The sequence below is a fragment of the Vibrio sp. 1580 genome, assembly GCF_033340055.1.
Map to the genome: position 1 here is coordinate 362,202 of NZ_JAWOVT010000001.1, position 17,158 is coordinate 379,359.

13 protein-coding genes, 1 tRNA gene and 1 pseudogene are annotated in these 17,158 nt (G+C 43.2%); 9 read left to right on the forward strand and 6 right to left on the reverse strand.

The annotated features are described in order from the left end of the window. Nucleotides 1–31: 31 nt before the first annotated feature. Nucleotides 32–1,225 (reverse strand): acetate/propionate family kinase, encoded by a 1,194-nt coding sequence (locus R7093_RS01710; protein ID WP_005375697.1) that lies wholly within the window; start codon nt 1,223–1,225, stop codon nt 32–34. A 468-nt stretch (nt 1,226–1,693) separates the two neighbouring features. Here R7093_RS01710 and R7093_RS28650 point away from each other — a divergent pair, with 468 nt between their 5' ends. Beyond that, a complete protein-coding gene (locus R7093_RS28650) occupies nt 1,694–1,924 on the forward strand; it encodes a hypothetical protein (RefSeq protein ID WP_224721257.1) in 231 nt (76 codons plus the stop codon). A gap of 71 nt (nt 1,925–1,995) precedes the next feature. Continuing rightward, nucleotides 1,996–2,239 (forward strand): annotated as a pseudogene (locus R7093_RS28655) (EAL domain-containing protein); the annotation flags it as partial. A 72-nt stretch (nt 2,240–2,311) separates the two neighbouring features. Here the strand turns inward: R7093_RS28655 and R7093_RS01720 are convergent. After that, nucleotides 2,312–4,243: a DEAD/DEAH box helicase gene (locus tag R7093_RS01720; RefSeq protein WP_005375680.1), complete on the reverse strand. Its 1,932-nt coding sequence runs from the start codon at nt 4,241–4,243 to the stop codon at nt 2,312–2,314. Nucleotides 4,244–4,656: 413 nt separating this feature from the next. On the opposite strand from R7093_RS01720, the gene rnb reads away from it, so the two are divergent. Then, on the forward strand, nt 4,657–6,660 hold the full coding sequence (rnb, locus tag R7093_RS01725) for an exoribonuclease II (RefSeq protein WP_017635749.1): 2,004 nt from the start codon (nt 4,657–4,659) through the stop codon (nt 6,658–6,660). A 72-nt stretch (nt 6,661–6,732) separates the two neighbouring features. Then, nucleotides 6,733–7,542 (forward strand): AraC family transcriptional regulator, encoded by an 810-nt coding sequence (locus R7093_RS01730; protein ID WP_318146472.1) that lies wholly within the window; start codon nt 6,733–6,735, stop codon nt 7,540–7,542. Nucleotides 7,543–7,575: 33 nt separating this feature from the next. Here the strand turns inward: R7093_RS01730 and R7093_RS01735 are convergent, their stop codons facing one another. Next, on the reverse strand, nt 7,576–7,929 hold the full coding sequence (locus R7093_RS01735; protein WP_017635751.1) for a DUF3024 domain-containing protein: 354 nt from the start codon (nt 7,927–7,929) through the stop codon (nt 7,576–7,578). A 266-nt stretch (nt 7,930–8,195) separates the two neighbouring features. Between R7093_RS01735 and R7093_RS01740 the strand changes: the two genes are divergently transcribed. After that, nucleotides 8,196–9,020 (forward strand): phosphate ABC transporter substrate-binding protein, encoded by an 825-nt coding sequence (locus tag R7093_RS01740; RefSeq protein WP_017635752.1) that lies wholly within the window; start codon nt 8,196–8,198, stop codon nt 9,018–9,020. A 63-nt stretch (nt 9,021–9,083) separates the two neighbouring features. On the opposite strand, the gene R7093_RS01745 is transcribed toward R7093_RS01740, so the two are convergent. Further along, nucleotides 9,084–9,764, reverse strand: a complete 681-nt coding sequence (locus tag R7093_RS01745; protein ID WP_005386198.1) for a MaoC family dehydratase — start codon at nt 9,762–9,764, stop codon at nt 9,084–9,086. A 329-nt stretch (nt 9,765–10,093) separates the two neighbouring features. Here R7093_RS01745 and R7093_RS01750 point away from each other — a divergent pair. Beyond that, nucleotides 10,094–10,184: transfer RNA gene (locus tag R7093_RS01750), tRNA-Ser, on the forward strand. A gap of 160 nt (nt 10,185–10,344) precedes the next feature. Here R7093_RS01750 and R7093_RS01755 read toward each other — a convergent pair. Further along, nucleotides 10,345–11,895, reverse strand: coding sequence for a PAS domain-containing methyl-accepting chemotaxis protein (locus R7093_RS01755; RefSeq protein WP_025768974.1), 1,551 nt, complete (start codon nt 11,893–11,895; stop codon nt 10,345–10,347). A gap of 285 nt (nt 11,896–12,180) precedes the next feature. Between R7093_RS01755 and modF the strand changes: the two genes are divergently transcribed. Continuing rightward, nucleotides 12,181–13,635 carry a molybdate ABC transporter ATP-binding protein ModF gene (gene modF / locus R7093_RS01760; RefSeq protein WP_149191569.1) on the forward strand — a complete coding sequence of 485 codons (1,455 nt, stop codon included), beginning with the start codon at nt 12,181–12,183 and terminating at the stop codon, nt 13,633–13,635. Here modF and R7093_RS01765 read toward each other — a convergent pair. Next, nucleotides 13,623–15,095 carry an EAL domain-containing protein gene (locus tag R7093_RS01765; protein ID WP_149191570.1) on the reverse strand — a complete coding sequence of 491 codons (1,473 nt, stop codon included), beginning with the start codon at nt 15,093–15,095 and terminating at the stop codon, nt 13,623–13,625. The genes modF and R7093_RS01765 overlap by 13 nt on opposite strands. Nucleotides 15,096–15,443: 348 nt before the next feature. Here R7093_RS01765 and R7093_RS01770 point away from each other — a divergent pair, with 348 nt between their 5' ends. Further along, entirely contained in the window at nt 15,444–16,178 is a 735-nt protein-coding gene (locus R7093_RS01770) for an IclR family transcriptional regulator (RefSeq protein ID WP_005386192.1), read from the forward strand. A 6-nt stretch (nt 16,179–16,184) separates the two neighbouring features. Beyond that, nucleotides 16,185–17,024, forward strand: a complete 840-nt coding sequence (locus tag R7093_RS01775; protein ID WP_005375657.1) for an arginase — start codon at nt 16,185–16,187, stop codon at nt 17,022–17,024. Nucleotides 17,025–17,158: the final 134 nt, after the last annotated feature.

Genomic DNA, 17,158 nt, shown 5'->3' on the forward strand with positions numbered 1-17,158 from the left:
CTCGCTTTTAACTTTCTGTTTTCGTTATATATTACAATAGCTCAACCGATTGTTTAGCTATCACAAATTCCTCGTTAGTAGGAATAACAAGAGCTTTGGCACCTAATAACTCAGATGTTGCAATAACACCTGCGTTACCAAATCTTGCATCTTCGTTACCTTTCTCATCTTCAACAAAACCTAACAGTTTTAGGTTTTTCAAGATTTCACGACGAATTGGTAGTGAGTTTTCACCAATACCACCAGTGAAGATGATGCCGTCTAATGAATCCAGAGCCGCTAGGTAGGAAGTAATGTATTTCGCAACGCGGTAAGTGAAGATCTCAAATGCCAACTTCGCACGTGAATTCCCCGCTTCCATTGCTTCTAGTACGCCACGAGCATCACTTGTCACACCAGATACACCTAAGAAACCTGACTTCTTGTTCATCATCTCGAACACTTCGTCTTTTTCCCAGCCTTTACGGAAAAGGAACTCGATAACACTTGGATCAAGGTCACCACAGCGAGTGCCCATCATTAGGCCAGCTAACGGCGTCAAACCCATACTTGTATCAACACATTCGCCATTTTTAACCGCACTCACTGATGCACCGTTACCTAAGTGCACAGTGATAAAGCTGCTTTCTTCAACCGGCTTATCTAGCATTTTCGCTGCTTCACGGCTTACGTAGTAGTGGCTTGTACCGTGAGCACCGTAACGACGCACTTTATGCTCTTCGTAAAGCTCGTAAGGAAGTGCGTACATAAAGGCTTTGGCTGGCATTGTTTGGTGGAAAGCAGTGTCAAATACAGCAAATTGAGGCAGTGAAGGGAACGCCGCCATTGCCGCTCTCATGCCTTCAGCGTTCGCTTTGTTATGAAGTGGTGCAAGTTCAGCAAGGCGCTCTACTTCTTGAATAACTGTTTCATCAACTTTCACAGTTCCTTTAAAGGTTTCACCGCCTGCGACAATGCGATGGCCTACAGCGACAAATTTTGAGCTCAAACCTAGAGTATCGAGTAGTTTTACCACTCGCTCAACAGCGTACTGATGATGGTTGCCACCAGCTGGAATTGCTTCAACGGTTTTTTCTCCCTGATATTTCCAACTGATTTCAGCTTCAGGTAGGCCAAAACACTCACCAATACCTGATACCAAAGCTTCACCGGTTTCAGAATCAATAACAGCAAATTTTAATGAAGAGCTACCAGAGTTGATCACCAGTACAAACGAATTAGACATGAAATAGTTATCCTGTTGTAGAGCAGAGGTTGTAATAGCGCTTGTGCGCTGCGTACTTCTTGTTTGTCCCTCTATTATTCAATAATTTTTTAATCTTTCAACAATCTTTTAGTAAAAGCGATTTGATTGAACAAATTTTGTTGATCTGTAGCAAGTTTTGATTTTATTTGAAGACTAAAAAATATCACTTGTTAAACATAATTTATGAATAGGTCAATTTGTACAAAGTCAGATATATAAGCTACGTTGTTTATTGGGTGAACAAAAATAACAAACCAATCAATAAATCGGGGTAATAATGTGCCCACTATTGCATTTCTATTAGTGATCTTAGGTTTGATTTTGCTCTGCTGGGGATGGCAGATGACAAAAAACATCTGCTCGAAAACTGACGTAACCGGGTGGACTTTCCTATTATTGTTAATCAGCTGTTTCATTTTTGCTTATGCCGTTTTTTTGCACGCTATCATGCAAAAACCTATTACTTCTCTCTTAGAAACGGGGGTTTCTCTTATACTTTTTGGCGGCAGTATCTTTGTCGTGCTGGTGATTAAGTGGAGCAACGATTCGATATTAAAGCTTCATACTGTTGCTGAAAGAGAGAAGCGCAATGCCGTCCATGACGCTCTTACTGGGCTCCCTTATCGTAAATACTACTTTGAGTCTATCGAAGACATGACACAACCTGAAGGCCAATGACTGATTCAAATTATGAGATAACCTCAAAAACGTCGAAAGATTGATAATACGTTTCAAGGTAAGCTGGTTAATTTCTTTTCACAGCAAGCCGCACTGAAGGCTCCCGCTCTATCGTTGAGAACACGATTGCGCTAGCACATGGATTAGGGTATTCGGTCGTAGCAGAAGGCGTTCAAGACATGGACACACTGCATTTTTTGAGAAGTCGAGGCTGTGACATCATTCAGGGTTACTTGTTCTGCCCTGCCCTTAGACGAAGTAATAAGTTGGGTAAACAAACACGATGAAAAGCAAAACCGTATTAGACGCGCATAAAAAAGCCGAGCGCTTTGCTCGGCTTTCAATTCTTTTTGTAGCAACTTAAACCGTCGCTTTAATCACTCGTGATTATGCGTCTGTACGACGGCCACGACCGTGACCACGTTCACCACGATGTGCACCACGGTGATCACCACCACGGTTGCGATCGAAACGACGTTCGCCACCTTCACGATTACCATCGCGGTTGCCGTCACGGTTACCACGGAAACCACCTTCGCGACGACCGCCTTCACGACGATCACCACCACGATTGCCGCCTTCGCGGTTGCCACGGTAACCACCGCCATCACGACGACCACCATCGCGACGACCACCGTCACGGCGACCACCACGAGACTCGCGGAAATCATCGAAGTCACATACTACAGCACCAACATCTTGTTGACGGATACGTAGTTTGCTTAGCTTGTTCGCCGCGTCTGAAGTCATTGCTTTAGGTAGCTGTACGAATGTGTGACCTTGAGCTAGTTTGATCGCACCGATAGAACCTTTACCTAGACCTAGTTCGTTTGCTAGAGCGCCAACGATGTCTTTAACTTGAACGCCTTGCTCACGACCAACTTGAAGCTGGTAAGTATCCCAGTCTTGGTTGTTGAAGTTACGACCGCCGTCGCGACCACCTTCACGGCGCTCTTTACGACGTTGCTTGTCACGCTCAATTGCTTCAACCATTGGGTCTTCGCCAATATAGAACAGAGGACGTTTGCCTTGCTGACGCTTAAGAAGCATAGCAGCAAGTGTTGCAGGGTCGATGTCTAGAGAAGTTTGTAGTTTCTCTACCAACTCAGCAAATTTGTCTAGTGCTTTGTGCTCTTTCTCTGCTTCAAGCTCAGCGCCTAGCTTAGCTAGACGAGCTTCAGCAACTTGGTCACGTAGAGGAAGTTGGATTTCTTCCATAGATGACTTAGTTACACGCTCGATAGTGCGAAGCATACGAATTTGGTTAGTGCGAACTAGAAGGATCGCTTTACCTTTACGTCCAGCACGGCCAGTACGACCGATACGGTGGATGTATGACTCAACATCAAATGGGATGTCGTAGTTAAATACGTGCGTAATACGTGGAACGTCAAGACCACGAGCTACAACATCAGTTGCAACTAGGATGTCAATAACACCTTGTTTGATGTGATCAACAGTACGTTCACGTAGAGACTGAGGAATGTCACCGTGCAGTGCAGCTGCTTTGAAGCCACGTGCAGATAGCCAGTCAGCCAGACGCTCAGTATCTTGACGAGTACGTACGAATACGATTGACGCGTCAGTTTCTTCAGTTTCAAGAAGACGAGACATTGCTTCATCTTTCTCTACACCTTTCACTACCCAGAACTGTTGTTGAACTTTGTCTACAGTGTGGTTTTTACCAGCAACGTCAACCGTTACAGGGTCACGAAGGAAACGTTCAACGATCTTCTTCAGCATTGGAGGCATAGTTGCAGAAAACAGAACGCGTTGTGCTGACTCTGGAGCGTGCTCCATGATCGCAGTTACGTCATCTACGAAACCCATGTTTAGCATTTCGTCTGCTTCATCAAGAACGAAAGTACTAACTTCGTCTAGGTGTAGACGTTCGCGATTGATAAGATCTTGAACACGGCCTGGAGTACCGACAACTACATGAGCGCCACTTTTAAGAGCACGCATTTGGTCGACAATAGATGCGCCACCGTAAATCTCTAGAACTTTCAAACCTTTGATGTTTTTACCAAGGTTTTTCATTTCCGCTGCAACCTGAATTGCCAGCTCACGAGTCGGAGCAAGTACAATCGCTTGCGGTTTGCGTTGGTTTAGATCGAGTTTGTTGAGAAGAGGCAGAGAGAACGCTGCTGTTTTACCTGTACCTGTTTGAGCTTTACCCAGCGCGTCAGCACCTTCCAATAGGTGTGGGATTGCCGCAGCCTGAATTGGAGTTGGTGACACGAAACCCATTCCGTCTAGAGCAGAAAGGATAGAATCATTCAGAGATAAATCACTGAATTGAATAACAGAATCTTGCATTGGGATCCTACTTAATTAAACAAAAAAACAGTCCCATATGCTCTTCCAATTCGATACTGATCCATCCAGATACTGATTCCATTCAGACGGGAACACAGCACAGTACACAACCGCGATAAGCCATTAGGGACGACTAAGGGAGGCGGATTATTCCTTAAAAGCATAAAAAAATCCAGAAAAAATTGAATTACATCACAATTTATTCTCAACAATGGTATTTTTAGCATATTTTTCCACCAACCCTACCATTCCCCGTAGATTCGCGTAACTCACAGATGAGAATTTCATCAATATTTAAGCCAATTTCTCGTGGTTAAATTGGCAAAATTCACGGCGAAATTACGCTCCACAGGTAGTAATAATAGCTCGCAATGATTATAGTGTGCCCAACTCCATAGGTAATTTAAGAAAAGATGTTTCAAGATAACCCACTACTCGCTCAGCTTAAGCAGCAAATCCAAGAAAACCTGCCTAAAAAAGAAGGCTCAATAAAAGCCACAGATAAAGGCTTTGGCTTTTTGGAAGTGGACAGTAAGACGAGCTTCTTCATCCCGCCTGCGTACATGAAAAAGTGCATGCACGGTGACAAAGTCATCGCCATTATCCGCACCGAAAATGAACGCGAAGTTGCAGAGCCACAAGAGCTGCTAGAACAAGCCGTGACTCGCTTTATTGGTCGAGTAAAAATGTTCAAAGGCAAGCTCAACGTAGCACCTGATCACCCACAGCTTAAAAAGCTATCTCTTAAAGCGAAACTAAAGAAAGGTCTAAAACCTGACGAGTTCGCCGAAGGTGATTGGGTTGTCGCACATCTTATTCGCCACCCTCTAAAAGGCGATAACTCTTTCTTCGTAGAAATTTCTGAAAAAATCACTGACGCGAATGATAAAATTGCGCCTTGGTGGGTAACGCTTGCTCAAAACGATCTACCAAACTCTGAGCCAGCAGGCATCGATAACTGGGAACTGAAAGACGACGCGGAGCTAGAACGCGTAGACATGACTCATGTTCCATTCGTCACTATCGACGGTGAATCGACTAAAGATATGGACGATGCGCTGTACGCGAAGAAAACCGTATCTGGCGATTTCGAACTCACCATCGCTATTGCGGACCCAACCGCTTACATCACACCTGAAGATGAAATGGATAAAGTAGCGCGTGAGCGTGGCTATACTATCTATCTTCCAGGACGCAACATCCCGATGCTACCTCGCGATTTAGCGGACAACCTATGTTCTCTGATTGAAGGTGAAACCCGCCCTGCTATTTGCTGTACCGTAACGGTAAGTAAAGATGGTGTGATTGGCGACGATATTAAATTCTTCGCGGCAAACATCAAATCACATGCACGCCTAGCATACGATCACGTGTCTGATTGGTTAGAAAACGGCAGCTCTGAAGCATGGACGCCATCTGAAGAGATCGCGACCATCGTTCGTGATCTTTATGAGTTCTCTCTTGCTCGCGCTGAATGGCGTGAGAAAAACGCAGTGGTCTTCCCTGATCGTCCTGACTACCGTTTTGAGCTCAGTGAAGATAACGATGTAATCGCTATCCACGCAGACATGCGCCGCAGTGCAAACCGTCTTGTTGAAGAATCCATGATTACCGCAAACATCTGTGCAGGTCGTACATTACGCGATAAATTTGAAACAGGTGTCTTCAATACGCATGCAGGTATCAAGAACGAGAAGATTGAAGAAGTGGTTCAACTTGTCAATCCAGAAGGCCAGTTGGAGTTCACAGCGGAGTCTATTGCTACGCTAGAAGGCTTTGCTGCGTTGCGCCGCTGGTTGGCAGCTCAAGAAACGTCTTATCTAGATAACCGCATTCGTAAGTTCCAAGCATACAGTGAGGTGGGTAATCAGCCTCTGCCTCATTACGCAATGGGTTTAGACATCTATGCAACTTGGACATCACCAATTCGTAAATACGGTGATATGATCAACCACCGTATGTTGAAGGCCGTCATCCTTGGTAAAGAACCCGTACAAAAACCAGATGACCAAGTAGGCGAAGAGCTAGCTCTACATCGTAAACATCATAAAATCGCTGAGCGAAATGTCTCAGATTGGCTATATGCACGCACGCTTGCTGATGAGCCGAGTAAGAAAACTTGTTTCACAGGTGAGATTTTCGATATTAATCGTGCAGGCGCACGTGTCCGACTTCTCGAAAATGGCGCAGCAGCCTTTATTCCTGGTGCACTAATTCTTGATAATAAAGAAAGAATTGAGTGCAATGGCGACAACGGTACCATCTCTATCGATAAAGAGGTCGTATACAAACTTGGGGATACATTGGAAATTGTCCTTACGGACGTAAACCAAGAAAACCGCAGTTTAGTTGCAAAGCCAACCCAGGTATTCGCTGAACAACCAGCAGCACAAACAGAACAGACTGTAAGTGAATAATACCGAATGAAGTTAAAAGGCGCTCTATTGAGCGCCTTTTTTTATTTGTTATGTAAAACGATAAGAACGAGTATGCCGAACATTGAGATCATTCGCTTTAATCACTTCACTGCGCGCAAAAGTGAGCGTTACACTGCAACACATAATGGGTTATATATTGTTGAAGAAGGTGCCCTATTAGTTCATCAACCTAATGGTGAGCAATTTGAACTTAAAGCCGGAGATTTCACACTCTATAACTCCGCAGATCTGAGCAATGCAGAAGCCGTCTCTAGTGACGGAGGCTTTAAAGCACTGGCTTTAGTCTTCAATCCAAATATATTCTGTGACTTTAAGAAAGCGCACCCGATGCTACGTTCCAAAACGGAAGAAAGGCGCTTCTATCCTTTTTCAACGCAATCCAGTGGCGAAGTAGCACAATTGAAGGACATGTTGGTTAAGTTAGCGAGTCGCAACGCTCCAGACTACACACAAAGCCATATCGCAATGGCATTGCTGTCGTTGATGGTTGAGGTAGAGCCAAACATCCTATCTATCATAGATGACGCAAGTAGCCTGAGCGACTCTCAAAAAGCCATTAAGTACATTGAGGGTAATATTGAAAAAGACATCACGCTAGAAGGCTTAGCGGCTCATATGAGCATGTCCATCGCAACCTTAAAACGTCGCCTCGCCGCAGATGATCTTTCGTTTTCTCAGATATTAAAGGTGAAACGGATAAACTTCGCAGCAACCCAACTGCGCAAGTCAGAAAAATCAATAACAGAAATAGCGTTTGAGTCTGGTTTTAAAAGTGCAGCGCATTTCAGTACAGCATTTAAATCCGTTTACAACATGACCCCCAAAGACTTTAGAAACCAAGTCGTTAAGCCTAAAGTATAAATCATGTCGGCATTCGCATCCGTTGGGCTCACCCTATTCCCAAAAACACGCTTGAGGATCACGCTCCAATTCGTTGAGTAAGTCCTCAAGCATTCGGCTAAATGGAAGTGGCTTATAAGGCACCCACCTTAACAGCTCGTTGTGATATGTGGGAACATAGAAATACCAAAGTTGGTTGTCCTCATCAAACATGATCTTCGCGACGGGAGAAGTATACTCGCTATGCTGGGAGTCGAGGAGAAAATGCGCCCGATGAAGCTCAACGCCATTTTCTACTAGCTCATAGAGGCACTTGCCCTGTTCGACAGGCAAGTTAGCATTACGCGCAGAGCAGAGCGATTGAACTGATTTGTATAGACGACTTGTCGCCATTTGGGACACTGACATCAACGTTCTCCCGATGGATGATAGTTAGAGCTGTCGATCCTAGTATATAACCTTTACATCATCACCGATGGTAGTTATCTACCTAACTCAAGTATAAGATAGCTATATTATCATTTGCCCAGATTATCATCTCAATCCACTTGGAAACGCTAGCTCCATCACCTCTTGACTAGAAACAATTCCTTTGTTTAGCGCTAACAGTTCACAAAAGTGTAACCTGAACGCAATATCATAAACTCTGCTTTATCCCGTATATGGAGTTTAATATGTTACGTTTTACTGTGGCGACGTTATTGGCCATAGCAGTCTCCCTCCCTACCATTGCAAAAGAAATCAACATCTCAGGTTCAACGTCGGTTGCTCGTGTGATGGATGTACTTGCTGAGGAATACAACAAAACACACCCAGACGATTACGTTGCTGTTCAGGGCATTGGTTCGAGTGCTGGTATCACCATGGTCAATAAAGGAGTAGCCGAAATAGGCATGAGCTCTCGCTATCTGACTGAAAGCGAAAAAGGTGAAGATCTCAATGTATACCCTATCGCTTATGATGGCCTCGCTGTTGTTGTAAACCGTACCAACTCTGTAGAAAACCTTTCTCAGCAACAACTATTTGATATTTACAAAGGTAAAATTAAGAATTGGAAAGAGGTCGGGGGCGCAGATCAGCCTATCGCGGTGGTTACTAGAGAAGCGTCTTCAGGTTCACGTTACAGCTTCGAAAGCTTGCTGGGACTGACCAAAATCGTTAATGATCGCCTTGTCTCGGATATCAGCCCAAACAACTTGGTTGTAAACAGTAACAGCATGGTAAAAACCATTGTTAACCATAACACTCGCGCCATTGGTTTTATCTCTGTAGGGTCAGTAGATCGCTCGATCAAGGCGATTCAGTTAGATGGTATTGACCCAACCTCGACAAACATTAGCAATCATAAGTACAAGTTGGCGCGACCATTCCTAGTGCTATACAAAGTAGATAAGATTAGCGATGCAGGTAAAGGTTTTATCGCTTTCCTTCGTTCAGAGCAGGGACAAAAAGCGATTGCAGATTACGGTTATACGCCAGTAAAAAACTTTAATCAGTAAAAATAAAAAAGAGAGCACCTTGATGCTCTCTTTTCCTATGTCGTGTTCTATCCGGTTTCGGAATTAGAAATGCAGTTGAATTACAGAGACCACAACCGCACCAGGTCGGCGAATACCTTCAATTTCCACTTTAATTTCGCGCTCAATCTCCAAACCTTTTTTGATTGGCGTTACTTTTGTTAACGTGCTGACTGCACGAACATTATTGCCTGCTTTGACAGGGTAAGGGAAACGAACTTGGTTTAAACCCAAGTTAACTACCATTTTAGCTGTTGGGAACATTGGCTTTTCTGGATCAACTGAATCCGTCAGTTTAGGCAGCAATGCTAATGTTAAAAAGCCATGAGCGATAGTTGTCTTAAATGGAGATTCAGTTGAAGCACGCTCTGGATCAGTATGAATCCATTGCATGTCTTCCGTTACCGCACCAAATTGGTTAATACGTTCTTGAGACACATGAACCCAATCACCAGTGTGAATAACTTCGCCAATTTTTTCACTTAACTCGTCATAAAGCTTTTGAGCCTCTGGTGCCATTACGATCGGTGCAGGTTGAGGTGCAACTTCTTCGTTGACGGCTGGCTGCTGGTGATCACGAACTTTTGAGAAAAGAAAGCTATTTTGAGCTTTCCCCAAAAAGTCACTCCAATAATCGCGTAACGTTGGAGACATCCAATTCATAAACTCGGATTGATGAGCAGAAATCGCATCAACTTTGTCTTTAAATAGATTTGTGACCTTCATAAACACCCTTAAGAATTCTAAGCACAACTGGCTATACCAGTTAATTTTGAATTAGTTCACAAAGTCTTGCAAATACTTTCGGGCGAACACATGTACCCTAAAAGCATGTTATGTCTTATATATCAGCAAGATAACAATAAAACACCATTTTATTGACGTGCGCCAATATAAAGTAAAAACTCTATAAATTGGTACTTTTTGTCCCTTTTTCACTCCGCTTTCAAACTGTCCAACATCACATCAGTGATCATAAAACAAGCAAACAGTACTTCTATTATAATTCAGCACTTTACAAGTCGGACTATGCTCCTTATTATACCGCCCACAACGGAGAGATGGCTGAGTGGTTGAAAGCACCGGTCTTGAAAACCGGCATACGTTAATAGCGTATCTAGGGTTCAAATCCCTATCTCTCCGCCACTTATTTAGAGAGCTCGCATTTATTGCGAGCTTTCGTCGTTTTAGCTCTTAAAAAACGAGATTTAGAAATCCTCGCTCGTAAACGAATCCGGCACTTCACTATATTCCAGTTAAAAGCCCGCTAATGTTTAGCGGGCTTTTAACTTCGATTTTCTAAAGTTTAAGCAAACTTTTTAATCATTTCAGACAGGTCATTGGTGCAATTTTGCACTTTGGTGTTCATATGATTCGTTTCAGTCATCAGTTCATACGATTCACTGTACTTTAAATTAAGCGACTGGATGTTTTCATTTATTTCATCCGTTACATAAACCTGCTCTTCTATCGCGACCGCAATTTGTTGGTTTCGTTCGACAACGTCTTGAACAAGGGATTCCAGTTGTTGAATGCTATCCAAAGCAGTACCTAACAATGTTACCGTTCCGGTCGACATTTCGTTACCTTTCTCTAACGCAGAAACCGCTGATTTGCTCCCATTTTGAATTCCTTCAATGGCCGATTTAATCTCTGTTGTCGATTCCTGAGTTCTTTTAGCTAAGGTTCTCACTTCATCTGCTACAACGGCAAACCCTCTGCCTTGTTCGCCTGCCCTCGCGGCTTCAATTGCAGCGTTCAACGCTAATAAATTAGTTTGTTCGGCAATACCATTGATGACTTCAACAACGGTTCCAATTTGCTCGGTTTGTTGGTTCAAACGTATGACCACTTTAGATATTTCGCCGAGCTCACCCACCAACTCTAAAACCGATTGGTTAACATTATCGATAACGCTACGGCTGTCTATCATCGTATTTTGCGCTTCTAACGTAGCCTCGGCGGTCGCTTGAGCATTATTTGATATCTCAGATGAAGAGGCTTGCATCTCATTGACCGCTGTTGCGACCGAGTCAATCTCCACTTTCTGTGCGCTTAAGTTCTCCGTCACTTGCTGGCTATTTGTCGCAGCACTGTTAGCACTTGCGCGCGTTTTTTCGCAAGAGTCTTTTACAGACACGCCAACGCGCCCCAATAGCGCATTGGCAAATTGCTTACGCATCTTCATACCCAGCTCAATCTCAGCCAGATCGTTGATTCTTCCGCAATAAATATATTCCATGAGTGGATTGTTGAAGTCTTGCCTAGCCTGTTTAGCGAGCTTCTCAACTGGTCTGGTTAATACATAAATAGAGAAAACGGAAAGTAACGCAACAACGCCAAACGCTATCACTGGTGATTGATTCATTTGTAGAATGAGTAAGCCAAGAAGGTTTGAAATTAAAAGGAAGAAGGCCGATCTCATCCACAAACGTGTACGAGGAAGATACATTTTCCACGGCTTACGATTATTTCGAAGCTTCGAATACGCTTTTTCCGCTCGCTGGATGTGTATACGCTCAGGTTTAAATCTCACTGATTGGTATTCCACAACTTCACCATTAGATTTTATAGGAGAAGCAAACGCGTCAACCCAATAATAGCCGCCGTTTTTACGTCGATTTTTGACCATTCCCATCCAGTGTTTGCCAGTTTTCAGGTGAGTCCATAAATCTTTAAAAGCCTGTTTTGGCATATCAGGATGACGCACAACATTGTGGGGTTTACCGATAAGCTCCCCTTCATCAAACCCCGCGACTTCATTAAAGTTTTCACTGGCATATTTGATGTAACTGGAGGTATCGGTAATGGAAACTAGGCTGTAACTCGAAGGGTAATCGTATTCCGTTTCACTCATAAACATGTGTCCTTACATTGATTAATTAACAAACGGCAAATATGAATTTATCAGCATAACATTTACATGCATAATGATAGGTTGATTCAAAAATAAAACAAAATTATTGACAAGCTTACTTGTTACTTAATGACTCTAGTCGCATTTTTATCCTCTAATACAAGGCTTCGTTGATATGCACAAGACTGAGCACTGTTCAAAATTAATACACAAAAGCGCTTCCGTACTGAGTTCGTAAATTGTTATAAGTAATCCACTAAAACGAAAACAAGGAAGACAAACACAATGACTATTCACTTTCGTCAGCTTGCAGCTAAGAGAAACACGACACACTTGTTTATTGACGATTGGAAAATTAACACTCAGCAGTCTTGGGGGATATTCAGCGCGGATGGAGATATTGGCTCTCTGCTTGGAGACCTTATTTGTGATGAAATGTCACCAGATAGTGGGGAAATTGAGCTAAATGGGCTGTCCGTTGCGCAAGTGTCGTTATCAGAGCAACAGCGATTACTGGAAAGAGAATTAGAAAAGGATGATACGGATTTTCTTGATCGTATCGACCAAGGGAGCACTGTTTATTCATTAATCCTAGAACAGAGCCAAGACACTAACTTAACTGAACAGCTAGTTAATGATCTCGACCTAAGTCATCTTAGAGATAGTGGCTTCCGTGTTCTCTCTACCGGAGAAACCAGAAGAGTAATGCTCGCCCGAGCTTTAGCCACACAACCTGACTTAGTATTACTCGATAATCCATTTACTGGCTTAGATATTGCGCACCGAGCTGCTCTCGCTCGCTATTTACACTCGCTTTCTCAAAATGTGCAACTACTCATAACCTTCTCTCGCGAATCTGACATGCCTGAGTGGATCAATAGCATCGCGCTTTTCAGTGCAGGAAAACTTGATAGTACAATGGATAAGTCCAGTTGGGATAATCATCCAATCATTGGACAAATTAAATCTCAGTCAAAGCAACAGAGTGAAGAAATGATGAGCTTGATACGTCAGCATCAGCACTCGACGCCATTCAACAACCCAATATTTGAACTAAAGAATGGGGCTGTCGAATACACCGATAAGAAGATTTTTACTGACTTGAACTGGCGCATAGACAAGAGCCAACATTGGCAGGTCAAAGGTCCAAATGGTTGTGGAAAGAGTACCTTACTTGGATTGATCTTTGGCGATCATCCGCAATGCTACAGCAATGACATTGATATTTTTGGTAAAAAGCGTGGTACTGGCGAGACAATCTGGGAAATTAAGCAGCATATCGGTATGGTGTCTTCAGCGCTACACCTCCAATATCGAGTCAATTGCAGCGCATTAGAAGTCATTTTGTCAGGATTTTACGATTCGATTGGGTTGTATAACCAGCCAACTCGCAAAGAAATGGATATTGCAAACGAGTGGCTCGATATCTTACATATGAGCCAGTACAAAAAAACCTCATTTAAGCAATTAGAGTACGGTCAGCAGCGACTGTTACTGATTGCAAGAGCCATCGTGAAACAACCCACATTATTGATTTTGGACGAGCCGTATCAAGGGTTAGATTTTTTGGGTAGACGGTTAGTTAAGAACACACTTGAACTCATCGCTAGAGAGAATTTAAGCCAACTATTGTATGTGTCTCACTACCAAGAAGACCGCTTAGATAGCATCAAAAATGAGTTAGAGTTTGTGTTTGATGAAAATGCTCAGTGTTATAGAGCTAACGTCTACCAATCATAATGACTTCGCTGCGCAAGCTGCTCATAAGGTAATGGTTTGGAGTACAGGTATCCCTGATGGTATCTCACTCCCATCTGCTTTAAGTGTTCAGCTTGCGCTATGGTTTCCACGCCTTCAGCGATCAATTGTACTTGTAATTCTTCCGCGAAGTGAACCATCGCTTTTAAGACAGAAGCACTAAGGCTAGGAATACCAATGGTTTCGACAAAGCACTTATCGATTTTTAAGTAATCTATGCGCATGTGCTGTAGAAATGCCAACGAGGTTTGGCCAGTTCCAAAATCATCGATCAGCACATCAATACCATGCACTCGCAGCGCTGCAATGCATTTTCTCGCCTCTGAATCAATGAGCTGACGCTCCGTTATCTCTACCCCTAATGAGACTTTGTTTCGGCTCAACTGTCTGTCGAGCAATTGAATTTTTCTGATCGCGTTTGGTCCGACTAAATAGCCAGGCGGCACGTTAATACCAAGGTGGACAGGCAGATCAAAGCCTAATTTACTGAAGTCCTCTGCCGCTTTATCCAGAACGAAATCAGTAAGTAAAAAAACCAATCCACTTTGCTCTGCCGCAGGGACAAACTCATCCGGAGAAATGAACCCCTTACTTTGATGCTCCCATCGCACTAGCGCTTCAAACCCGAATAACTGACCGGTATCAACGTTAACTTGCGGTTGGTAATACAGGGTCAACTCTCCTCTTTTTATCGCTCTTTTAAGATCCAGTATCAAATTGCGATGAGGATCAATAAACTTATTCAACGCATACAAGCAAAGGTAGATCACGAAAATAATTGGAATTGAGTACAAAAAATAGGAAAGTGTTCTCTGTTTGACGAAAAGATCGCTGGCTTCACTCAAAGCTTCATACTCAAACATTTGCGACGATTTGATACCGATAGGATTACTTCCCGCTCTTAATGCTCCTTCTGGTGAAACTTGATCATGGATAAACAGCGCAGAGCGTTTTAGGCGTAAATCGTTGTTAAACCCTATTGTCGCATTAAAGTAGTCATGATCGATAATCGTTACGGCTTGATAACCCCGCTCTCCTTCCGTTACCACTAGCAAGAACTGATCGTACAAGCTATCAACACTACCAAGCGCTAGCGTTTGTCCCTTGGGAAAGGCGATGTGCTCAGCTAACGGTTTAGAGATACTTCCCAATTTCGAAGAACAAGTAATGACTCCCTCTTTCACAATGAGCATTTCTTCAATATCTCGTTCAAACATTAAGCTTTGCTGGAGCTCTTCACATCGTTCAGGGTGTAGCAGCGCCGTGCGGTTTTCTGTCTCTATTTGGAATAAAATTTCATCTGCAATTTGCACATTTTTTTCTAATAAATGATTGAGATTGTTTTGCACGCTTTCACGAGCTAAATACAAAACCTCTCCAATAACCAAGGGAATAGGCAGAAGGAAAATGATGGCTTTTTTAAAAATCGCCTTATTCAGCATATAAAAGTAACCTTTTATAAAACCGATTTACTGAGATGGTACCTCGATTCCGATACCCGCTAGCAACTCACGTTTTTTAACATTATTTGTTTGGATTAACTCAGTATGCGAAACGCTGAGTAATACCGCAAACTAAACAATGTCTTATTCACTCCTGTTCCAATTTAGTATCAAGCGCCTCAAACCTGAGACTTTAATTCGACACCATGTTATGTCTATCGGTACTTGCGAAAGTCTTTACCGGTCTGTTTCTCATCATGTAAGAATTACCCATTAAAATTATTTTTCTTTTCTCAGTGATTAAGAATTATATTTGTCGTAACTCCTACAACACGTTACAACACTCTCATGACGACAAACAAAGCTAATGCTAACCAGGTAAACGAAAAATCACTGCAGTTGTTAATGCAAGTTGCAGTTAGTCCGTTCCCAGTTTCTGCGAAAACGCTAAGCGAGCAATTGAACGTTCCTTTAAGCAGCCTTTACCGACACTTAAAACTGCTTAAAGAGTGGAACTTGATCGAAGAAAGCGTTCACGACAAGACATTTGTCGTTGGTCCGGCGGCATTATTACTCATGCACAGCTATGAGACCGCGCAACATGGGCTCGACATGGTCGAAACCATACTGGCTAGGTTGGTACAACAAACCGGGGAAATGGCCGCTTATATGGTACCAGCGGGTTATCGTGCGCTTTGTGTCAGACAGAAAGAAAGTATGCAGGCGCTGCGTTGCAGCTTCGTCCAGGGTCAAAGTCAACCTCTGCTGCGCGGTGCCTCATCTAAAGTGATGCTCGCTTTTATGCCTCAAAGTCGATGCGAGAAAATCTTGAGATATTTTAATCAAGATCACCGACGCGACGAGTGGGAAAAAGAGCTCACAACCATCCGTAAACACGGATATGCCGTCAGTACTTCTGAGATTGACCCGGGTGTTTCAGGTATTAGCGCACCGGTAATGAAAGGAAGCAAACTGATTGGCGCAGTCTCAGTGATGGCTCCGGCCCACCGAGTCGAAAAGGATAAGCAGCGCATTATTTTACATGTACTGCAAGCGGCAAGGGCACTACCACCAGAAAGGTAATTCATCATGTTAAGCTTTTTCAAACGCTATAAACTCCATCACACCGTGAAACAGCCGCAGCATTACCCTTTTTCTTTTATGACAGTGTGTGAGTATTTGCCACCCATGTCTAAGGGCGCGTTTGAATTAGCTGATCAAAGTTTGGAAAATGCTAGTGATTGGCTTTACCAACAACATGATCATGAAACCGCTGAAAACTATGGGCACTTCAACCACGACAAACTGGAGAATGGCGAGTTTCAGGAAGCGTTAAGTCTTTCGCTTTCTCGTCACTCAATTCCGGTTTTAGTCACTAACTGTACCGAGGCAATCTTGTCCATGTTACCTGTGGTCGTATCCTATCGAGACGAAGTGGGTGTCGTAAATATCGGGCATAACATGAACTTGAAACCGACACTTGAGCCACGCTTAGGCTCTGCATTCCATTTTGCTCTTTCTCGCTATCAAAACGTACGATTGTTTTTTGCTGGCGTCAGTGAGCAAGAGACGAAGCAGGAAACGTGGGAATACGCGGAAGATCAAGGTTGTGATTGGGTGACCGAGAAAGAGTTTTCTTTTCGTCATCGCAATAACGTTAAGCAACAGATCGGCAATTACCTAGACCACTGCGACCAAATAATCATTAGTATCGACCTTGGATCTCTAAAAACCAAAAACAGCCTTGATGGCGCGTCAGAAATTGATATCCAAATGGTTCTACGCACGATTAGGCAATGTCTGGTTGCAGGTAAAGTGAGAGCAATTCAGCTCGTTGGCGATCGAGATTGCTTGGTCTATTCGAGACAAACGAAAGCCATACTAGAAGAGTTATATCAGATGGCTCCACTCATCGTTCACGCTGCCTAGCGTTATAAACATTCAGAATCAGGATCGCGTCCTTCCTGATTCTGAACCAACATGCTTACTCATTATCCTTAACTAACAAATAGTTACACATATAAAGCGACACACATCACACTTACCTCTTGAACTAACCTGAC

Bases quoted from the DNA above. Each gene is read 5' to 3' on its own strand.
- R7093_RS01710 (WP_005375697.1), bottom strand. From the start codon at position 1,225: ATGTCTAATTCGTTTGTACTGGTGATCAACTCTGGTAGCTCTTCATTA.
- R7093_RS28650 (WP_224721257.1), top strand. From the start codon at position 1,694: ATGCAAAAACCTATTACTTCTCTCTTAGAAACGGGGGTTTCTCTTATA.
- R7093_RS01720 (WP_005375680.1), bottom strand. From the start codon at position 4,243: ATGCAAGATTCTGTTATTCAATTCAGTGATTTATCTCTGAATGATTCT.
- rnb (WP_017635749.1), top strand. From the start codon at position 4,657: ATGTTTCAAGATAACCCACTACTCGCTCAGCTTAAGCAGCAAATCCAA.
- R7093_RS01730 (WP_318146472.1), top strand. From the start codon at position 6,733: ATGCCGAACATTGAGATCATTCGCTTTAATCACTTCACTGCGCGCAAA.
- R7093_RS01735 (WP_017635751.1), bottom strand. From the start codon at position 7,929: ATGTCAGTGTCCCAAATGGCGACAAGTCGTCTATACAAATCAGTTCAA.
- R7093_RS01740 (WP_017635752.1), top strand. From the start codon at position 8,196: ATGTTACGTTTTACTGTGGCGACGTTATTGGCCATAGCAGTCTCCCTC.
- R7093_RS01745 (WP_005386198.1), bottom strand. From the start codon at position 9,764: ATGAAGGTCACAAATCTATTTAAAGACAAAGTTGATGCGATTTCTGCT.
- R7093_RS01755 (WP_025768974.1), bottom strand. From the start codon at position 11,895: ATGAGTGAAACGGAATACGATTACCCTTCGAGTTACAGCCTAGTTTCC.
- modF (WP_149191569.1), top strand. From the start codon at position 12,181: ATGACTATTCACTTTCGTCAGCTTGCAGCTAAGAGAAACACGACACAC.
- R7093_RS01765 (WP_149191570.1), bottom strand. From the start codon at position 15,095: ATGCTGAATAAGGCGATTTTTAAAAAAGCCATCATTTTCCTTCTGCCT.
- R7093_RS01770 (WP_005386192.1), top strand. From the start codon at position 15,444: ATGACGACAAACAAAGCTAATGCTAACCAGGTAAACGAAAAATCACTG.
- R7093_RS01775 (WP_005375657.1), top strand. From the start codon at position 16,185: ATGTTAAGCTTTTTCAAACGCTATAAACTCCATCACACCGTGAAACAG.